The organism is Cupriavidus sp. PB-02 (genome assembly GCF_058252315.1).
The window spans coordinates 667,108-684,534 of record NZ_JBXPSX010000003.1 but is presented as its reverse complement, the minus strand read 5'-3'; the positions used below and the strand labels follow the sequence as shown (position 1 = coordinate 684,534).

Here is a 17,427-nt window from a genome sequence, read left to right as displayed (position 1 = left end):
GCAAAGTGCCATACGTAACGTCCGACGGTGTTTCGATCCACTACGAGGTCAAGGGCCAAGGTTCGCCCGTGCTTCTTCTGGCGGGGCTTGCAGGAGTGGGCGCATCCTGGGGCCCACAGATCGATCTATTCGCCGAGCATCACCAAGTGATCGTACCTGATCACCGCGGCACCGGCGAGTCCGAGCGCACCGCACGCGACATGACAATTACGCAACACGCGCGGGACATGGCGCGGGTCATCGAGGCGGTCGGATGCGGGCCGGTCCACGTGGTCGGCTCCTCGACCGGGGGCGCCATCGCGCAGTTGCTGGCGATCAATCATCGCGAACTATTGCGCAGCGCGACCATTGCCTCTTCGATTGCGCGCTCGGACGCGTTCTACCGTCGTCAGTTCGCCATGCGGCGACGCATGCTGACTGATTCCGGGCTGCGCGCCTCCACCGAGGCAAACGCACTATTCCTCTTCGATCCGAAATTCATTCGCGAGCACCCGGAGCAGGTGCAGGCATGGGTGAACACTTCATCGGCTGGCACATTCGAACCGGAGATCGGCTTTGCCCGGATCGACATGATCGTAGGGCACAACGCCTTCGATGATCTTCAGTCGATCACGACACCGACGCTGGTGCTGGTGGGCGAGCGCGACTTCTGCTCCCCGCCGTACTTCTCTGCGGAGCTTGCAGAGCGGATTCCGGGAGCCGAGTTTGCCACCCTTGACGGTGGGCACCTCATCTTCCTGGAGAAGCCCGTACTACTGCACGACGCTGTTGAAGCCTTCATCGCCAAGCACGAACGATGATCAGCCCGTCTCTCTAACGGAAGGCGGGCGCCTCCCATCAGAGAGCCGGCGCGAGCTGGCCGTTATCTGGCCGCGACCTGCGACCGGCCGGTTCCGCCGAACTCCGGTCGTTCGCAGATGGGCGCGCGAATGACCGTGACGGGTCGCTTTGAGCCCCTCATCCACCCCACAGGCCGGCGAAGTTCCCAATTTCCGGCCCAATTGTTGGGGCCTCTTTCCAGCATTTAGGTGCGCTGCGCCACAAAACCACCGCCTCGGAGGGGTGGCTAATCCGGCGCTTTACCCAATATTGCCTTGGCTCCCAGGCTGCGGCCGTCTTTTGACCCAGGACCAACTGCCATGAAGAGAAGACTCCTGTTGGCCGCCGTTCTCATGTGTTCGTTTCCGGCTATGGCGGGATGGATAGATGGTAATGGACGCCCGGTGCCGGATAGTGACGATCGCAAGTCCTCAGGCGATTTTGGCGTACAACTTGTGTTGACAGGCGATGCCAAGACGTTTCGGGACACGTGGAACCGCCCGGGCACGCCGATCCTCCCTACCACGAAGATCGTACAACAGGGGGAGTCGGTGAGCACCATACTCCTGTTCGCTGGATGTAAGCCTGGTAAAGATGGGCGATGTAATGTGGACGTGAAATACCTCCTGATCTCACCAAACGGCTCGAGCGACGACTTTGGTACGACACCGGTCTCTCGTCGAGCGGCACCGAAGCCCGGAATCACGGAGCTCGGGGATTCCGGCGTGACCTTAGAATTCAACCACGACGACCCCGCGGGAAGGTATGTATTTGTTGCCACCGTCACAGATCGCGTTGCCAACAAGACGGTCGAAGTCTCAGCGCAGGTGACGGCCAAGGACAAATGGATTTAGAGAGAGGTCCGGAGGCGCTAGCCGTTAAGGCTACGCTGAACAAGCTGGGTGAATGGTTCGCCAGGAAGGGCTGAAGGCCGAAGTCGGCCAGAAGCGGCCGTTCGACATCGAGGGGTAGATGGTCGACGATTCAAGACACTAAACACAGCGTCTTAAATAATGCAGCATAGCCGTCGTAGTACCTCGTTTGGTCTCTTCCATTGCTGGAAGCAGGCGTCGACTGCCGAGAGAACTTCTACGAGGGTGGCGAAGTACCGGTTATGTAACCCCAGGCGGCGTGTCAGTTTCCATACCCGTTCGATAGGCGCCAGTTGCGGGCTGTATGGTGGCAGGAACAACAACGTCATGTGCCGCTTGTATTTGTGCAGCAACGGTTTGAGCAGGACGGCATGGTGGTACTTTGCGTTGTCCAGGACCACGACGATGCGCTTGCCGCGACGTCGATGGCGCAGTAGTTGGCGAAGAAAGGATGCAAACGTTTCTGCGTTGAAGACAGGGCATACCTGCCAGACGAAGCGACCCGTGCTCAGACTGACGGCGCCAAAACATGCCACCGACTTTCGCGTCGGCGCATGCATCAACACCGGATCGCGGATCTCCGGGGCCACCCACATGCGACAGCGCGATCCGTGTTGCTGGAAATGGCATTCGTCCAGGCTCCATAACTCAATGTCGTCGCGCTTTGCCAGTCGCCGCAGTTTTTTTTACCGTCGCCACGCGAACGGGATCAGACTGGGCAACCTGCGGGCGCGGCTTGCGCAGCCGGAAACCCATCTGGCGAAACAGCCTCTGGCACTGCCGCACGCCCAGCTTGATGCCATAGCGCTGACGCAAGTGCTCCGATAGAACGGGCCCATCCCACAGGCCCGCTTCAAATCCGAAGTCGCGTGGTGTCTTGCGCAGATCCGCCTCGATGCGACGCCATTGCGAGTCATTCAACGCACGCGGGCGACCGGGCCGTTCACCTTCCCGCAATCCGTCGAAACCGCCCCGCTCGAAACGTCGGACCCATCGCTGAACTGTCGTGGCTGCTTGACCGAACATCTGGCCCACTTCAGTGCACGAGTAACCGCTGCTGACCAGTAGCACCCCGTGCAGGCGGTGGTCATACCGCGACTCCTCGCTTCGCTCGATCTCCTGTCGAATCGCCAACTGCATTATCTGTGCGTCTGCAATCTCGAGTCTGCGCATGGCTGCCTCTCCATTAGAGTAACCACGCAATCATACATGCTGCAATACTTATGTCGTCATGTTTAGAAGCACGGCTGCCCGTCAATGCCGATCGAGTGCGCTGGCTTGCGCGGAGGCAGCGAATACGCTTCGGCGGACATCAAGTCGGCAGGGTAGAGCTGGAGGAACGACCGCGTTTCATCCGCCCTCGCGCCGGACAGCCAATTCACGTCAAGCCACCTTCTAAAGCCCGACGCCATACAAGGGTTGCAGGTGCCTACTTGCCGCCGACGCCGACCTTGCCGCGCCCGACCTTTCGATGCGGCACACAGGGGCGCAGCCTCTTCCTGGAGCCAGCCGTCAACGTGACGTGCTCCGCAGGGTAGCGGGTCGTCCTGTGCGGCGCGGCCTGATAGGCGGAATGGCCCGGATCGATGCGCTTGATAGCTGACATGACTGACACCTCCTCAGAGGATTCTAGTCCGAAACGGCACGGCGCTTATGCCGCCCGTCGCTAGCAGCCCATGGGCGCTGATCTCGGGGCGCTCACCAGTGAGGGGCCCATGACCGCAACATGCCAGACAGGCGCGGCAAACCTCTCCATCAAGGCAATCGAGGACGCGATCAACGCGTGGCGCAACCGGCAGCCGACCCCGTCAACGGGCGACCGCGTAGCCGCCAAACGAGAGGCAATGCCTTACTAAGCAACGGTTTGAGCAATGCGAAATGAGTCTTTCATCGTCCGGCTCGGGCAGAAGTCCTCGCCGAGTATTTCGAGAATCTAGCTCTCCCGCGCATTACTTACGGCCCTGCGCTGGATAGATTTGCTGCCAGTCTTGCTTCATGCTGATAACGGTCCAGCCTCGCGCCTTCGCAGCATTTAGTGCTGCGTCGAGCTTCCCAACCTTGGCACGAGTCCGGTCCGCACTTTTCCCGCCAGCGGCCAATTCCTTTCATACGCCAATCCAAAAGATTCACTTCAAACTGGCATGCGCCTAGTAGATCCTAAATTGGCTGGAGATCGACAACTGGAATGCCAATCAATAGCCAAGAGCCAGTATCGCACGTGATGTTTCGGCGCCAACGGCCAAACGCACAAGGGAGAAAGCCATGAAAAGTGATATTCGCAGCATACTGGCGCTGCTCCGCTCGGCATGGCGCTACGCCTCCACATGCATTCTCATTGCGCTGACTCTGACGCTGATCCCGGCTCTCGCCTTTGCCCAGACGCCTGCCACGAAGCCAAACATTGTTGTCATCTTCGGCGACGATATTGGCATGTGGAACGTGGGGGCTTACGCGCACGGCATGATGGGCCGGACTCCCAATATCGACAGCCTGGCGCGTGACGGCGCGCTCTTTACTGATCACTATGGCCAGCCCAGTTGCACCGCCGGGCGCGCAGCGTTCATCACCGGCCAAATGCCGGTGCGCACCGGCATGACGACGATCGGCATTCCGGGCTCTTCACGCGGCATCCAGAAGGAAGACCCCACGCTGGCCGAAGTGCTGAAGACTCAAGGTTATGCGACCGGTCAGTTCGGCAAGAACCATCTTGGCGACCGCAACGAGTTCCTGCCTACCGTGCACGGGTTCGATGAGTGGTTTGGAAACCTGTATCACCTGAACGCGGAAGAAGAACCGGAGGAGCTTGATTATCCGGGGCAACGCAACCCGGAGTATCTAAAGAAGTTCGGGCCGCGTGGCGTACTTCACGCTTGGGCGACCACCCAGGACGATTCGACCACCGATCCAAAGTTCGGCCGCGTCGGCAAACAGCGGATTGAGAATACCGGACCGCTCACGCGCAAGCGCATGGAAACCTTCGACGCCGAGGTCCTCCAACACACGCTCAACTGGATGGACCGGGTCGGCAAGGACAACAAGCCGTTCTTTCTCTGGTTCAATTCTACGGCGATTCACATTTGGTCGCACCCGCAGCATCAGTATGTGCAGAAGGCCGTTGCCGAGGGGCGTGCAGAGCAGGACGTGGTGCGCGCCAGAATGATCGAGCATGACGAGCAAGTCGGGCACATCCTCAACAAACTGCGTGAAATGGGCGTGGCTGAGAACACGATTGTCATCTACACCACTGATAACGGCAATGAACTGATGATGTGGCCGGACGGTGGCTACGCCCCGTTCCGAGGGGAGAAAGGCACTACTTGGGAAGGCGGCGTGCGGGTGCCCTGCTTGATTCGCTGGCCCGGCAAGATTCCATCAGGCTCAGATCTCAACGGGGTCCAGAATCACGAGGACTTGTTCGTATCGCTGGCCGCGGCAGCAGGTCTGCCCACGCTGAAGGACGACATGCTGAAGGGGTATCGGATGGGTGGCACACGGTACAAGGCGCATCTGGATGGCTATAACAATCTCGACTACTGGATGGGCAAGACCGACAAATCGGCACGACGCGAGTTCATCTACTACGACGAGACGGATCTAATGGCCATTCGGGTTGACGGCTGGAAGATGCATATCGGTGTCAAGAAGGATGGAAGCTGGTTCAACACGAAGTACTACCCAAGCGTGCCGTACATTTTCAACCTGCTGATGGACCCGCTGGAGAAGATGGATCCGGAATCGCACGAATGGGGCTATGCGGGCCGACGCTTTGTCGGACAGAAGCTCTGGGCACCGACGGCAGCCGTGCCGTTCCTGGATGCTCACTTGAAGTCGATGCAAGAATATCCACCACGCCAGGGTGCGGACACGCTCAGCATGAAGAAAGCGATCGACGAAGCAATGAAAAAAATGTCGACGCCTAATAAGGGCAGCAATTAAATTGCAGATGGCCTCCGCTGATTCACGCTGGCAATCCGACGTTCATCGCCTGGCACGGTACGTGAGATCCAATGATCGTTCATTGCCGATGAGCGGTATTATGGGGGGCTCTCATACGTCCGCTTTTCGGTGCGATTCGGCCATCCCGCCGCAACCTGCTGTACGCCCCATAAGGGTCGGCTCCTGCCGGCTGGCGCAGTCGTAGCGGATCTCGGGGTCGATCAGGCGCTTGCCGGCCAGTTTCGGCCGTTGCCCGGCGCCATAGCGCGGACAGTTGAGCGTCGGCTCCGTACCAGGCACCGGACGCTCGCCGCCTCAATACCCCGTCACGGTGTCGGCCATACCAGCCCTAATAGGATGCGGGGTCGATTGGCCGAAGGTGGCCATGACCTTCAGCCTTCCAAGCACACCATAGAAAGAACGGAATTCGGTGAGTTCGGCAGACTTCGCGTAAACTGCGCCAGATCCCCCGTTCGCTAGTTGGTCGGCTTGTGGCGACGGTAGAAACTCCCGTTATGCGAGGAGGCGTCTATGCATGCAATGCCTTTGCCGGATAGCAGTGCCATCGACCCGCACGCTAACGCGCCCGTGCGCGACCTGCGCCGTGTGCCCATCCATCCCGATCACTGGTTTCCGCTGGCCTGGTCGAATGAGGTCAAGCGGGGCAAAGCCCTCGGGGTGCATTTTGCCGGCGATCCGATCGTGCTGGTTCGTACCGAGTCCGGTACGATATTCGCACTGGAAGATCGTTGCGCACACCGGCAGGTGCCGCTGCACGCGGGCGTGGTGGAAGGCGAGTCCATCCGCTGCGGCTATCACGGCTGGACTTATGACTGCACCGGCCGCTGCGTCGATGTGCCATACCTCGGGCGTGAGCGCCTGCCCAACGGCGTGCGTGCCTATCCCTGCCGCGAGGTGCACGGCCTGATCTTTGTCTTTCCTGGCGATGTGGCGCTCGCCAAGGAGCGGCTGCTGCCCGCTCTGCCATCGGTGGCGGACAAGGCGTACAAGACGCGTCGCTTTGGCCGCGAGGTCAAGTGCCACTACTCCTTCATGCACGAGAACCTGATGGACATGAACCACCAGTTCCTACACCGGCGGCAGATGGGGCAGATGCGTGCGCGCTCGCTGGGCCGCCGTCGCGGCGAGGACTGGGTGGAAGTGGACTACACGTTCGCGCGCATGGAAGGCAAGCAGCCTGTGGGTGAGGCGCTGGTGTTTGGCGCCAGCAAGAAGAACGGCGACCGGGACGGCAAGGACGTGATGACGGTGCGCACCGGATATCCGTACCAGACCCTCCAGATCCGCTCGGGCGACGGCACATTAGTGATGGACCTGTGGATCGTCTACGTGCCGCTTGATGCGGCGCAGCGCACCAACCGGACGTTTGGCCTGCTCTCCATCCGCAAGCCCGGCATTCCGTTTGCACTGGACCTGGCATGGCCGCTGCTGGTCTGGTTCACAGAACGCATCTTCAAGGAGGACCGCTGGATCGTCGAGCGCGAGCAAGAGGCCCACGACAAGCAGGGGGCCGACTGGAACCACGAGGTATTTCCGGTCATCATCGAATTGCGAGACGTGCTGCGCAACTGCGGCGGCCGCGCCATGATCCCGATCCGCGAGGTGGGCGACACGGCCTGACGGCGAGGCCAACGGGGACTAGGGTGTCGAGATGGCGGTTGTACTTTGGAAGCGGCCGTTCACCTGCCGGTACTCGCAACGGCCGAGAAGTCGACACCAGCTAATGGATCTCCGTGAATGCCCACGCATGCAAATTACTGACCAGTCCCAAAATAAGGCGACAAAAATTGAACGAATGGGATCGACGGTAGTCTCATGAGCCATGAAACGAGATGGCCGCCAACTGGATCGCGCGACGCAGGAAGAATTTCGGCTGCTGGCGTTGCGCCGGGTGAAGGAAGGCGAGAAGCCGTCGGAGGTAGTGAAGTCCCTGGGAATGAATCGCACCTCGATCTACCGATGGCTCAAGGCTGCCAGCGGGCGCGGCAATGGGGAGCGGGCACTGGCAGCGCGGCCTGCCACCGGTCGACCGCCCAAGCTCACAGCGCACCAGCAGGCCCAGGTTCTACGCTGGATTAACGGCAGGGACCCGCGGCAATTCGGATTGGACTTCGGGCTGTGGACGCGGCAAATCGTGGCCACCTTGATTAAGCAAAAGTTTGGTGTGCGCATGGGTCTGACCGCAGTGGGGAGGTTGCTGGCCCGTTTGGGCCTGACGCCACAAAAACCACTGCAGCGCGCCTATCAGCGAGATCCGCAGGCGATTGAGCGCTGGCAGCGTGAGACCTATCCTGACCTTGCAGCAAGGGCCCGACGTAGTGGGGCGGAAATCTACTTCTGGGATGAATCCGGGTTTCGAGCCGACACGGTGCACGGCAAGACTTGGGCGCTCAAAGGGCAGAGTCCGGTGATCGAGCGCCCCGGCCAGCGCCAATCGATCTCGGCAGCCTCGGCGGTCAACGCCCGGGGCGGCTTCTGGTTCGCGACGTACAAGGGCGCGCTCACCGCGGAGCTGTTCATCGAATTGCTCAGGAAGATGATGAGGGGCAGGCGCAAGCCGGTGCATCTTGTCATTGACGGCTTGCCAGCCCATAAGAAGGCAAGTGTGCGCGAGTACGTCGAATCCACTGGCGGCAGATTAACGTTGCACTTCCTGCCGGGTTACGCGCCGGACCTCAATCCGGACGAGCTGGTATGGAGTCACCTCAAGCGCACCGGCGTGGCGCGCAATCCGCTGCGCACCGGCGAGAAGCTGGAGATTCGCGTCGAGCAACAACTGCGTGGGCTGCAGAAAAAGCGCACCCTCATTCGATCATTCTTTGATGCCCCATCTGTCGCATATATTTGGGACTGCTGAGTAAGGCGCCTCCCGGCGAGGCCACCGATCTCCGGCCATCGCTGGCCGACGTCGAAAGCCGGGGGCATCACCAGGTTGCAGCCTTACTTGCGCCGCCGGTCGCCTCCACGCGGATCAACGATGATCATCGTGCGATCCAGTACCCCCCGGTCATCAAAGTAGGCACTGAGGTGAGCCGGCTGATAGCCACTCGCATAGAGCCGGTACGACCAAGCCTCGCGCTTCATGAGCGCGTAGTACTGGACAGGCTCGCGCGGCAGGCCGAAGCGCTCGGCCACGCCGCGCTTGGTCCAGACCCCCGGCTTTGCCTCGTAGATCTCCTTCTCGGTCAACATCTGGCGGAAGCTGACCAGCTTTCCGTTCGCGTCAAAATCTGCGGCGTAGACCTCATACCCCAGGGGCCGGTGCGAATAGATCCAGCGGCTGGTGCCGTCGGCAAGCTGATAGGCCTCCGTGGGCGCGCCAAAGGTCTCACGCACGGAGCTTGCCGGACTGCCGGTCATTTTCAGTGCTGTCTGGAGCGGTTGCAGGGACGCACAGGCAGCCAGCGCAACCGCGCTGCCGGTAGCCAGCCACATGGCGAAACGATATTGCATGACCATCCTCCAATGCCGAAAGGCGCAGTTTCTGTCGGCTGGCATTCGATCCAGGCATGATCCACCGGCTACATTCCGGACCCTGCCCCTGCCCCTGCCCCTGCCCCGCCGGCGCCTGACACCGCCGCCCCCGGTGCCTGGCGTAGGCTGGAATCCGGGAGCGCTTCCCGACGAGGCGCCGCCCGTCATGCCCGCCCCCGATCCGGCAGTGGTGCCGGAATCGTCCTCGCCTCCACCGCAAGCCGCAAGAAGGAACGCGGCAAGCAACGCCGCAACAATTCGGGTCGACATGATGTTCTCCTGTGTTGCATTGGTGAACAAACCCCTGGTATTGCCCGGCGCTTCAAGGTCCATGCACGAACTCCACCTGGATATTCACGTGCACGGCATCGCCCACAGTGGGGAACCATGCTGACAGCCCAAACTCCCGGCGGCTGACTTCCCCGGCCGCGGAGAAGGCAAGCGTGCCGTCGCGCCTCGGACTTCCGATGGCGCCGCCGGGGGTCACGAGAAGGCTGACCGGGCGCGTAGTACCGTGAATCGTAAGATTGCCGAAAAGCCACCCACTGCCTTCCCCGGTCCGTACAAAGCGGGTACTGACAAAGCGGATCTCCGGATAGCGGGCCACATCGAGCATGCCGCCGCCCCGGATGATCAAGGACAGAAAGCGCGGGTGCGCCTCAACGCTTGAGGCATCGATCGTCACCGTCACGCGGCCCGAGTCAAGCCCGGCCTGCGTCCCTTCAAGCTGGGCATGCATACGGTGAAAGCGCATCTTGATATGCGAGTCCGAAAAGGCGTCGACGTCGAACGTGACGCTCGAGCGTTGTGGCTCCAGCACGTACCGATCTAGCCACCCGTCCGCCTCGGCTAGCTGGGCCTGGCAGACGGCACCCGCTAGCGATGCGAAAGTGGCGAGCACAAGTTTGGCAATCGCGTGTCCGCGAGTGGCCAGGAACCGGCGTGGCGAATCGCGCACGACCCCTCATCGGCAGAAAAACGATGGTCCGTTTGAGTAAACGCCTGGCGGCCAGGATTTATTCCATTGCCCGCCGCCCAGATGCCGAAGGGTTGCTTGCTACGCTATCCGCCCTCCCTCCACAAAAACCCTAGGGTGTGTTGACATTTAGACCGAAGTTCCCCAACCCCCTGGGCGAGTTTCCCCTTGTGCGACAGGCACTTGGCGTAATTCCCGGGTTCCGATTTCTGTCTACACGCGGATTTGCTGAAGCAATTCCAGAGCCTGCTTCTGTTTCGCGTTTGCCGTGGTGACGTGTTCGAACGTCGGCACTTCAGCGCCAGCGCTGGGTGTGCGGCAGGTGTTACGCACGATCGTGGCGAGTTCGGCCATCAAGCTCGAGAAGCTGTGCACGGGCGTGCCGTCGTCAAGTGTGTGGCGCGCCGCCTTGGCCAGCGCTGCCGCAGAGCGCACGGCAGGCGCCACCGGATCACGCGTGGCCTTGGCGGCCTGATCCGGGTCGGCGAACATCAGTTCGCGCCAAGCCTCACGCATGTGCCATTCGACGTAGTAGGCCAGCATGCACAGCAGGATATGCGCACGCACCCGATCGGCCGTGCGGTGATGGATTGGCCGCACCTTCAGGTCCACCGTTTTTAGCGAACGGAACGCGCGCTCCACGTTGGCCAGCGCCTTGTAGTTGCGCACGCACTCGGCCGAGTCCATCTGCGCCGCACTCACCGAAGTGCGGATGATGTAGAGGCCGTCGAGCGCCGCCTCGCGGGCGATGCCCTCGCTGTTGCGGCTGAACGTGAAGGCCGCGTCGTCGATACTCAGCGCAAAGTGCTTGGCCACCTTGTACTTGTCGATCACCTTGCCCACGCGCAGGCCGATCTGATCGCGCCCGGCAAGCTTGCCCGCCTGCACGCGGGCAACGATCGGCTGCAGGCACGCCTCGGTGGCCGCCAGCAACTCTTCTCGCTTGTGGGCACGTAGCCTGGCCAGTTCCGGATTGCGGCACGCCACCAGCCGCTCGCCCGGATAGTCCGGTGAACTCAGCTCCAGCAGATTGCGCTCGTCGAACAGGCCAAGCTGCAGTTGCCCTTGCTCGAGCAGCGGGCGGATCGAGGCGCTCTTGAGCGCGGTGATCCAGCCCAGGTCACCGCCTTCGCGCATCTGGTCGATGGCCTTGCTGGAGATCATGCCGCGATCGCCCACCATGACCAATCGGGAGAGACCAAATTCCTCTTGCAGGCGCCGCACCTCGGGCATGAAGGTCTGGCTGTCGGCCACGTTGCCCTCATGCACCGACACCGCCACTGGGCAGCCGCGCGCATCGGTGAGCAAGCCGTAGTTGACCTGTAGCAGCCCCTTCTTGCCATCGCGGCTGTAGCCAAGCTTGGCCAGCGGGCAGGTGCTGCCCTCGAAGTAGCTGGAGCTCAGGTCATACAGCACCAGGCCACCGGCGCTCAAGTGGCGCGCGGCGAGCTTCTTCTGGATTGTGCCCTGGCGCGCGAGCAGCCAGTCCATTGCCGCGTACAGGTCGTTCTCGTTGGCCTCGGTCACGCCGAAGTCCTCCGCCAGGGTGCTGGTGTGCCACCAGCGCGTGGTGGCCAGCTTCGTGTGCGGCGCCGCGATGCGCGCGGCCACCATCGCCAGCACCAGGTCGCGCTCGCGCGAAGGCTTGGAGGCGATCAGCGAGGCAAAGCCCAGACGCTGCATGGCCGTGGCCACCGCCTGCACGTGGCCGTGAGCGCGCGAGCGTGTCACCTCGAACGCCTCGCCCAGCGGCACGAAGGTCTCGCCCTTGAGTGAGCGGCGGATGATCTCGATCAGTGCCTCGGGCAAGTGGGACAGGTTGCCCAGCGTCTCGTTCTTGACCACGCCGTCCTCGCGGTAACTGCGCCGCAACAGGTGGGTGCGATAGATCTGGTCCTTGTACTTGCGGGTCGTCGTAACGACGTGAGCGGTTCCGTTTCGTGCTGGCATAGCCAGCAGAATAGGAGAAAACCCGCCAATGTCAAGAACTTTTAGTGACTACAAAATGAGGGCATCGAACGCCCCCCGATGAGCCGATTCCTCAATCAGGAAAAGGGCTTCGCGACGCCGCAGCCGCGGCGTCGGCATGGAACTTCGGTTTAGACGAGCCAGATGAGCGCGGAGGCCAGGGCAACGAAGGAAGCAAAGCGCTCGGAGAGCTTGTCGTATCGCGTGGCGATGCGTCGAAACTGTTTGATGCGGGCGAAGAAGCGCTCGACCAGATTGCGGGACCGATAGAGATGCTTTTCCAATGGACGTTGTACAAGCCGGTTCGCCCGACTCGGGATGACAGCCTGGACATCGAACTTGTGCAGATGCTCGATGAGCGCATCGGTATCGTAGGCCTTGTCGGCGGCAACACTGCCCGGGCACAAACTGCCCAGCAAAGGCAACGCCTCGGGGCTGTCGCCCGCCTGTCCGCCGGTCAAGCGAAATCTCGCCAACATGCCCAGTCCGTCAACCAGTGCATGAATCTTCGTGCTCAGGCCACCGCGCGATCGCCCGAGCGCCTGGTCACCTTTTTTTGGGCGCGCCAGCGGCATGCTGATGGGCGCGCACAATGGTGCTGTCGATGAAGACTTCCTCGAAATCCGCGTCACCTGCCAGCGTTGCAAATACTTTATGCCATACCTCGGCACGCGACCACCGAGCGAATCGCTGGTACACACTGTTCCAGTTGCCAAATTCTTCCGGCAGGTCTCGCCACGGGCTGCCGGTACGGGCAATCCACAGTACGGCCTCCACGAACTCCCGATTGTCGGCGGCGGTTCGTCCCCGATCCCCGGCCTTACCGGGTAGCAGCAGCGCGATGCGCTCGTACTGGTCGTCTCGCAACAGCCTTCTTGCCATCCCTGCCTCGCCCAAAAGACAGGATGTAAACAGATTTCGATCGAAGTTAACACCCCTTCGTGCCTCGGCCTTGCCTAACGTCAACACACCCTAGTCGGGGCCGAGGCAAGTTGCCGGTAAGTTTTGGCACCGGATTCGGGCCATGGCGCGAACTAGTACAACATCCCGTAAATAGGTTTAATAATTATCGGGCTGCCACGGGCCAGCCCGTAAAGGCAGTGTGTCGGTGATTGACTTTGCCACACGCAAGGTCATAACGAACTGGCCGATCCCAGGTGGCGGCAGCCCCGACATGGGCAACGTGAGTGCAGATGGCAAGATGCTGTGGCTGTCGGGGCGATTTGACGATGTCGTCTATGCAATCGATACGACGACCGGTTTCGTCAAAGCCATTCCAGTCGGCATGGAACCGCACGGCCTTACCTTCTGGCCGCAACCCGGTCGCTATTCGTTAGGCCACACGGGAAATATGCGCTGACTCCGCTGAATTCCGCGGGTCAGGGCTGACGTACTCAGTGATCGGCCCCGCAAGTACGTCCAGCAATGGCATCTCTCCATCGCCTGTGAATGGGTTCATCGACGCGGCGCTGGTTGACCGCCACCATGGCGCCAAGGAGATCCTTGCCGCCGGCAAAACGCAAGGTCATTGGTGCGACATGACCGATTTCCGGGGAAGGCCGCCCGGATCTTGAGGAAGAAGTAGTGGTCATCACGGAAGCCGCAGGCCGTAAGCTTGATCACCTTGATCATGTCGATGCCTTCGACCAGATTGGTGCCCAAGGGCCAGCGGGTGTGGGCCAGAATGGCCAGTAGGTAAGGCTTTAGCCGCCGGGGCGAACCGGCACAGCGGCCCCATCTCGCTATGGCGTCATGCTCGCCAGAAATGCTGATGACCCGATGTCGTGCACAGCCCGCTGCGAACTAACGGAACACCAGCACTGGGATCTTGCAGTGCGTCAGGACTTTCTGGGTTTCACTGCCGATCAGGAGGCCACGCACGCCGGCTTGGCCGTGCGATGCCATGACGATCAGGTCGCAGTTGCGTTCCTCGACAGTCCGGATGATCACCTCATAGGGGTGATCGCCCGTGACGCAAATCGTCTCGTATGCCACGGACGCATCCCTGGCCGCTCGCGCAATTACGCCCAGGTAATGCTCCGCATGCTGCTCGGCAAGCTGCGCGTAGCGCTCTGTTGCATCTTCCAGCATGTCGATCCGGTGGGTGAAAACACGATACTCCGGCAGAACATGCAATCCGGTGAGCTTGCCATGAAACACTTTGGCGAGTCGCACCGCCATACGGGCCGCGTCTTCCGAGAGCGCCGACCCATCGGTTGGCACCAAGATATGTTGGAACATCGTTGTCTCCTCAGTAAGCGTCCACGTCTTCCACCTTAAGCTGATGGAAGCGACCATCAAGGATGGCCGGGATTGGCAAGCAATTATGTGAAGCTTCGCATATTCACGAGCCCAGGTCTGCTCCTCCACCGGCTTCAGGTTCACCGCCCAAGGGCAGAGGGTCGGCCGGGATTCGCATATATGTGAAGCTTCAGATATCTGCGAATGGTGAGTAGCCCGGGGAGTTTTCTTGCAGAACCTTATGTGAGACTCGCGCCTCAGACGGCTCCTGTTATCCAAACCGTTACGCCGGATGACGTGCCAGTGGACAAAAAGCCTGGGGTAGACGGCCGCCATCTTGTAGCCATTCCTCGCTACGCCGTTTGTGATACGAGGGATCGTACGGCCGGAGGTGCATGCGTTGTTAAGGGAGATCGCGCGCCTTCAAAGCATCGTGCTGCGTGCCTGGCGGTTACAAGAGTGCTTTCCGAAGGGCAGCTGCTATGTGACGGGGAGCTACCAATCTATGATCCTCTGGCACCTGCGCCGCGGCTGGCAGAGCCCCATGCACCCACGTAGTTCACCTGCTGGGGCGCCGCCCTATACCCCGCACTCGCCGTGAGGGCAGCCGGGCAGGCGTTAAAATCCCCCTGCCAAGCAGCCGATAGCGTGGGATCCTCCAGGCTTTCGCGGCATAGACGTGACGATACTTCCGTCGTATTTGTTCCACCGTCCTCTGCCCCCGTTCCGGGCCGCTGCGTAGTGGCTTGCTGCTTGTTATGCCGGGCGGTCAACCCAAGCCTATATTTGACACAGTGCCAGTCGTGCTGTGCGACGCACCGCGATGATTTCGCTAACAGGAGGGCAAGATGAACGACATCCGATCCGATTTCTCCATGCACAAGGACGCATTGGCCCGCGACGTCGATACGCTGATGGCCGACGTGCAGGCGCTTCTTCATGAAGTCAAAGCCGAAACCGGCGTAGGGACCAGCCTTGAGCGCCACGCACTCAAAGCCCGGCAGCGCGCGCTGCAGGACCGCCTCGTTGCGCTGCGTGAAGAGAGCCGCGCCAGAGTCTCCGAGTGGGCGACAACGACCGATCGCTACGTCCATGAGCATCCGTGGCAAAGCATTGGTACCGTGGCCGCCATCGCGGCAACCACAGGCGCTATCGTCGCGCTGGCTGGCAGCCACCGTTAGGCATTTGTGACTGCGGCGCCGGCATGGCAATGACACGTGGTAGTCGTGCATGAGCCACGTGGTATTTGCTATGCCGGCAAATGGACGGTCTGCCAGCGTGCGATCCCAAGGATGTCATTCAAGAGGCCAGCCATGGAAGAGCTGACAAAGGAGGAGTTGGCGACATTGGCGGCACAAATGGACGCTGAGGAGTCGCGTATCCGTGCCGCCGCCGGAACCGCCGGAACCGCCGATTCGCCTGTCGTACTTTTCGTGAGTGAAATACCGGCGACCAAAGCACCGGCACGTAGAACATTTCCGCTGTGGTCCGGATAGTGTTCCAGCATCGCGTCGCCCTGGCGCTGCGCGTTCTTTCGTCCGCCAGTTCACCTTCATCACGGTGTTCACGTTGCGTTGGCGGCCACCGACACATGGATTTCTCCGTCGGGCAGGGTCCTTGATCTGGTGCCAGAATGCCAGCAGGGTTGCTACCCGGAGGCGCGCAAGTCAAGGGGACAGCGGCGCGTTGCAATGTTTTCAGATGCGATTTCCGCGCTCCTCAGTGGTGCATGCCGCCCCCATGAAAGCCACCACGCGCGCGCCCCCCATTGTGAAAACCCCTATGGAAGCCCCCATGGAAACCGTTGTGGAAACCACCGCGAACGATCACCCCCGGCCTGCGGAAGAACACATGGTGCATGTGGTGGAAATGATGGAAGCGGTCGACAAAGATCACACTGCCGCCAAAGCCGACGCCGACTGGGGCCCAGTACCAGGGATCGTAGTAGTAGGCCGGGGCCGCATAGGTGACCGCCCCGCTCGCTCCGTCGACCAACTGCCAGGTCCCGCCCGGCTGCAAGCAGGCCACACCCGAGATCTCCTGCAGCACGCCGCCAATCTCGGCCTGTCCGACCACTTGCTGGCAGGGCGCCGACACCAATTCCTCGGCCGACGCCGCCACGCCAAAGCTGAGGCCTGCGAACACGGCCGCCGCGGCCGCCAAAGCCTTGCCCATCATTTTCACCCTGATCTCAAAGTCCCGACGTATGCCCTTGCGGATCTCATGGCACATCGGTTTGCCTGCCGGACCGCGTCCGCTACCCACAGCCACGCCAGTCCTGCATGAAGTAAACGGATTAGAGCCACGTTTTATTCCACACGGCGGTGACGCCGCGCCTCACTGCCATGCTTGCGAATTGCCGCCCAGGCTGCTGCAGACGTCCATCGCGATCTCGCGCAGGCGCGGCTCGCTGTGCTGGCCCGAGAGCGCGTAACCGGCACCCGCGCTGGCCCAATAGAACGTGCGCCGGTCGTCCTGGCGCAGCACACGGAAGGAGGTGGTCGGCGGCGCTGCCTCGGTGATATACAGCGTGAGGCGCCCGCCCGCCTGGTTCTGATACATCAACTGTGCCGCTGGCCCGGCCGCGCCGGGCAACAGCCGCCCACCAATTAGCGTGTAGCCGTATTCGTTCAACGCTGGAATCGTCAGTGTGCGCGCCAGCCGGCGCGACAGCCACTCCACCAGGTGCGCCTGATCGGTGGCCGCCACTTCTACCGGGTGGCCCTGCTCCGGCGCAAAGACCGCGTAGGCAAGGTCAGCATGGCGGGCGAAATCCCAGGGATCGGGCCCGCGCAACGACAGCCAGGCGCCGCCGGTGCCCAGCAACATCCCCGCACCGACCCAGGCCAGCGCGGCCACCGCACGCCACCACCACGCGCGGCGCGGCATCACCACGACATAGTGCGCATCCGTCGGCAACGGAAACAGTGACCTGAGAGCGGCGCTCTGACGCCGATAATCCTCCACACGTGCGGCGGCCTGTACATCTTGCGCCAGCGCGGCCACGACCTCGACTTGCTCGTGCGGCGCAAGCTCGCCATCGACCAGCGCCGAGAGCCGCTTCAGCTCCGGGTCTGTCGCCGGCGCGGTGGAACTTCGCTTGTCAGTCATGGCCTGTGC

Annotated in this window: 18 protein-coding genes and 3 pseudogenes; 9 read left to right on the top strand and 12 right to left on the bottom strand. The window is 61.5% G+C overall.

From position 1 onward, the window contains the following. Positions 1-5: 5 nt before the first annotated feature. Both AC10V3_RS37625 and AC10V3_RS37620 read left to right on the top strand, forming a co-directional pair. Positions 6-800, top strand: coding sequence for an alpha/beta fold hydrolase (locus AC10V3_RS37625; RefSeq protein WP_349608258.1), 795 nt, complete (start codon positions 6-8; stop codon positions 798-800). Between the two features lie 339 nt (positions 801-1,139). Further along, positions 1,140-1,673, top strand: a complete 534-nt coding sequence (locus AC10V3_RS37620) for a hypothetical protein (protein ID WP_349608256.1) — start codon at positions 1,140-1,142, stop codon at positions 1,671-1,673. Positions 1,674-1,825: 152 nt separating this feature from the next. Here the strand turns inward: AC10V3_RS37620 and AC10V3_RS37615 are convergent, their stop codons facing one another. The 3 genes from AC10V3_RS37615 to AC10V3_RS37605 all read right to left on the bottom strand — a co-directional run bounded on the left by AC10V3_RS37615 (position 1,826) and on the right by AC10V3_RS37605 (position 3,297). Beyond that, positions 1,826-2,329: an IS630 family transposase gene (locus tag AC10V3_RS37615; RefSeq protein WP_490924655.1), complete on the bottom strand. Its 504-nt coding sequence runs from the start codon at positions 2,327-2,329 to the stop codon at positions 1,826-1,828. 10 nt (positions 2,330-2,339) lie between these two features. Then, positions 2,340-2,864 (bottom strand): IS630 family transposase, encoded by a 525-nt coding sequence (locus AC10V3_RS37610; protein WP_490924390.1) that lies wholly within the window; start codon positions 2,862-2,864, stop codon positions 2,340-2,342. 256 nt (positions 2,865-3,120) lie between these two features. Beyond that, positions 3,121-3,297, bottom strand: coding sequence for a hypothetical protein (locus tag AC10V3_RS37605; RefSeq protein ID WP_200872568.1), 177 nt, complete (start codon positions 3,295-3,297; stop codon positions 3,121-3,123). A gap of 70 nt (positions 3,298-3,367) precedes the next feature. On the opposite strand from AC10V3_RS37605, the gene AC10V3_RS37600 reads away from it, so the two are divergent. After that, positions 3,368-3,547: a DUF3717 domain-containing protein gene (locus AC10V3_RS37600; RefSeq protein ID WP_374063799.1), complete on the top strand. Its 180-nt coding sequence runs from the start codon at positions 3,368-3,370 to the stop codon at positions 3,545-3,547. Positions 3,548-3,640: 93 nt separating this feature from the next. Here the strand turns inward: AC10V3_RS37600 and AC10V3_RS37595 are convergent. Further along, a pseudogene (locus AC10V3_RS37595) lies at positions 3,641-3,757 on the bottom strand (haloacid dehalogenase-like hydrolase); the annotation flags it as partial. A gap of 196 nt (positions 3,758-3,953) precedes the next feature. Between AC10V3_RS37595 and AC10V3_RS37590 the strand changes: the two are divergent. The 3 genes from AC10V3_RS37590 (at position 3,954) to AC10V3_RS37580 (ending at position 8,505) form a co-directional block, all read left to right on the top strand. Then, positions 3,954-5,627, top strand: coding sequence for an arylsulfatase (locus AC10V3_RS37590; protein WP_349608167.1), 1,674 nt, complete (start codon positions 3,954-3,956; stop codon positions 5,625-5,627). Positions 5,628-6,158: 531 nt separating this feature from the next. Continuing rightward, positions 6,159-7,268, top strand: a complete 1,110-nt coding sequence (locus tag AC10V3_RS37585) for a Rieske 2Fe-2S domain-containing protein (RefSeq protein ID WP_374063798.1) — start codon at positions 6,159-6,161, stop codon at positions 7,266-7,268. Between the two features lie 202 nt (positions 7,269-7,470). Next, positions 7,471-8,505, top strand: a complete 1,035-nt coding sequence (locus tag AC10V3_RS37580; protein WP_022535114.1) for an IS630 family transposase — start codon at positions 7,471-7,473, stop codon at positions 8,503-8,505. An 83-nt stretch (positions 8,506-8,588) separates the two neighbouring features. On the opposite strand, the gene AC10V3_RS37575 is transcribed toward AC10V3_RS37580, so the two are convergent. The 4 genes from AC10V3_RS37575 to AC10V3_RS37560 all read right to left on the bottom strand — a co-directional run bounded on the left by AC10V3_RS37575 (position 8,589) and on the right by AC10V3_RS37560 (position 12,948). Beyond that, positions 8,589-9,101 (bottom strand): hypothetical protein, encoded by a 513-nt coding sequence (locus AC10V3_RS37575; protein WP_349604933.1) that lies wholly within the window; start codon positions 9,099-9,101, stop codon positions 8,589-8,591. 343 nt (positions 9,102-9,444) lie between these two features. Then, positions 9,445-9,942 carry a YceI family protein gene (locus AC10V3_RS37570; protein ID WP_490924654.1) on the bottom strand — a complete coding sequence of 166 codons (498 nt, stop codon included), beginning with the start codon at positions 9,940-9,942 and terminating at the stop codon, positions 9,445-9,447. Positions 9,943-10,311: 369 nt separating this feature from the next. Continuing rightward, positions 10,312-12,048 carry an IS1634 family transposase gene (locus AC10V3_RS37565; protein ID WP_022540517.1) on the bottom strand — a complete coding sequence of 579 codons (1,737 nt, stop codon included), beginning with the start codon at positions 12,046-12,048 and terminating at the stop codon, positions 10,312-10,314. Positions 12,049-12,197: 149 nt separating this feature from the next. After that, positions 12,198-12,948 (bottom strand): IS5 family transposase gene (locus AC10V3_RS37560; RefSeq protein ID WP_374063797.1). Its coding sequence is split into 2 segments (ribosomal slippage): positions 12,198-12,621 and positions 12,620-12,948, totalling 753 coding nucleotides; the frame shifts between segments, so codons are not numbered across the junction. 211 nt (positions 12,949-13,159) lie between these two features. Between AC10V3_RS37560 and AC10V3_RS37555 the strand changes: the two are divergent. Beyond that, a pseudogene (locus AC10V3_RS37555) lies at positions 13,160-13,426 on the top strand (YncE family protein); the annotation flags it as partial. Between the two features lie 188 nt (positions 13,427-13,614). Here AC10V3_RS37555 and AC10V3_RS37550 read toward each other — a convergent pair. Both AC10V3_RS37550 and AC10V3_RS37545 read right to left on the bottom strand, forming a co-directional pair. Next, positions 13,615-13,779: pseudogene (locus AC10V3_RS37550) on the bottom strand (ISL3 family transposase); the annotation flags it as partial. 90 nt (positions 13,780-13,869) lie between these two features. Continuing rightward, the gene (locus tag AC10V3_RS37545) at positions 13,870-14,307 is read right to left on the bottom strand and encodes a universal stress protein (protein ID WP_349604938.1); all 438 of its coding nucleotides are present in this window, start codon (positions 14,305-14,307) and stop codon (positions 13,870-13,872) included. Between the two features lie 848 nt (positions 14,308-15,155). Here AC10V3_RS37545 and AC10V3_RS37540 point away from each other — a divergent pair. Both AC10V3_RS37540 and AC10V3_RS37535 read left to right on the top strand, forming a co-directional pair. After that, positions 15,156-15,488 carry an ElaB/YgaM/YqjD family protein gene (locus AC10V3_RS37540; RefSeq protein WP_349604939.1) on the top strand — a complete coding sequence of 111 codons (333 nt, stop codon included), beginning with the start codon at positions 15,156-15,158 and terminating at the stop codon, positions 15,486-15,488. Between the two features lie 132 nt (positions 15,489-15,620). Further along, a complete protein-coding gene (locus AC10V3_RS37535; RefSeq protein WP_349604941.1) occupies positions 15,621-15,803 on the top strand; it encodes a hypothetical protein in 183 nt (60 codons plus the stop codon). A gap of 223 nt (positions 15,804-16,026) precedes the next feature. Here the strand turns inward: AC10V3_RS37535 and AC10V3_RS37530 are convergent, their stop codons facing one another. Next, entirely contained in the window at positions 16,027-16,482 is a 456-nt protein-coding gene (locus tag AC10V3_RS37530) for a hypothetical protein (RefSeq protein WP_349605005.1), read from the bottom strand. A 162-nt stretch (positions 16,483-16,644) separates the two neighbouring features. Continuing rightward, a complete protein-coding gene (locus AC10V3_RS37525) occupies positions 16,645-17,418 on the bottom strand; it encodes an anti-sigma factor family protein (protein WP_349604942.1) in 774 nt (257 codons plus the stop codon). Between the last annotated feature and the right edge of the window lie 9 nt (positions 17,419-17,427).

Bases quoted from the DNA above. Each gene is read 5' to 3' on its own strand.
- AC10V3_RS37620 (WP_349608256.1), top strand. From the start codon at position 1,140: ATGAAGAGAAGACTCCTGTTGGCCGCCGTTCTCATGTGTTCGTTTCCG.
- AC10V3_RS37610 (WP_490924390.1), bottom strand. From the start codon at position 2,864: ATGCGCAGACTCGAGATTGCAGACGCACAGATAATGCAGTTGGCGATT.
- AC10V3_RS37605 (WP_200872568.1), bottom strand. From the start codon at position 3,297: ATGTCAGCTATCAAGCGCATCGATCCGGGCCATTCCGCCTATCAGGCC.
- AC10V3_RS37600 (WP_374063799.1), top strand. From the start codon at position 3,368: ATGGGCGCTGATCTCGGGGCGCTCACCAGTGAGGGGCCCATGACCGCA.
- AC10V3_RS37590 (WP_349608167.1), top strand. From the start codon at position 3,954: ATGAAAAGTGATATTCGCAGCATACTGGCGCTGCTCCGCTCGGCATGG.
- AC10V3_RS37585 (WP_374063798.1), top strand. From the start codon at position 6,159: ATGCATGCAATGCCTTTGCCGGATAGCAGTGCCATCGACCCGCACGCT.
- AC10V3_RS37580 (WP_022535114.1), top strand. From the start codon at position 7,471: ATGAAACGAGATGGCCGCCAACTGGATCGCGCGACGCAGGAAGAATTT.
- AC10V3_RS37575 (WP_349604933.1), bottom strand. From the start codon at position 9,101: ATGCAATATCGTTTCGCCATGTGGCTGGCTACCGGCAGCGCGGTTGCG.
- AC10V3_RS37565 (WP_022540517.1), bottom strand. From the start codon at position 12,048: ATGCCAGCACGAAACGGAACCGCTCACGTCGTTACGACGACCCGCAAG.
- AC10V3_RS37545 (WP_349604938.1), bottom strand. From the start codon at position 14,307: ATGTTCCAACATATCTTGGTGCCAACCGATGGGTCGGCGCTCTCGGAA.
- AC10V3_RS37540 (WP_349604939.1), top strand. From the start codon at position 15,156: ATGAACGACATCCGATCCGATTTCTCCATGCACAAGGACGCATTGGCC.
- AC10V3_RS37535 (WP_349604941.1), top strand. From the start codon at position 15,621: ATGGAAGAGCTGACAAAGGAGGAGTTGGCGACATTGGCGGCACAAATG.
- AC10V3_RS37530 (WP_349605005.1), bottom strand. From the start codon at position 16,482: ATGGGCAAGGCTTTGGCGGCCGCGGCGGCCGTGTTCGCAGGCCTCAGC.
- AC10V3_RS37525 (WP_349604942.1), bottom strand. From the start codon at position 17,418: ATGACTGACAAGCGAAGTTCCACCGCGCCGGCGACAGACCCGGAGCTG.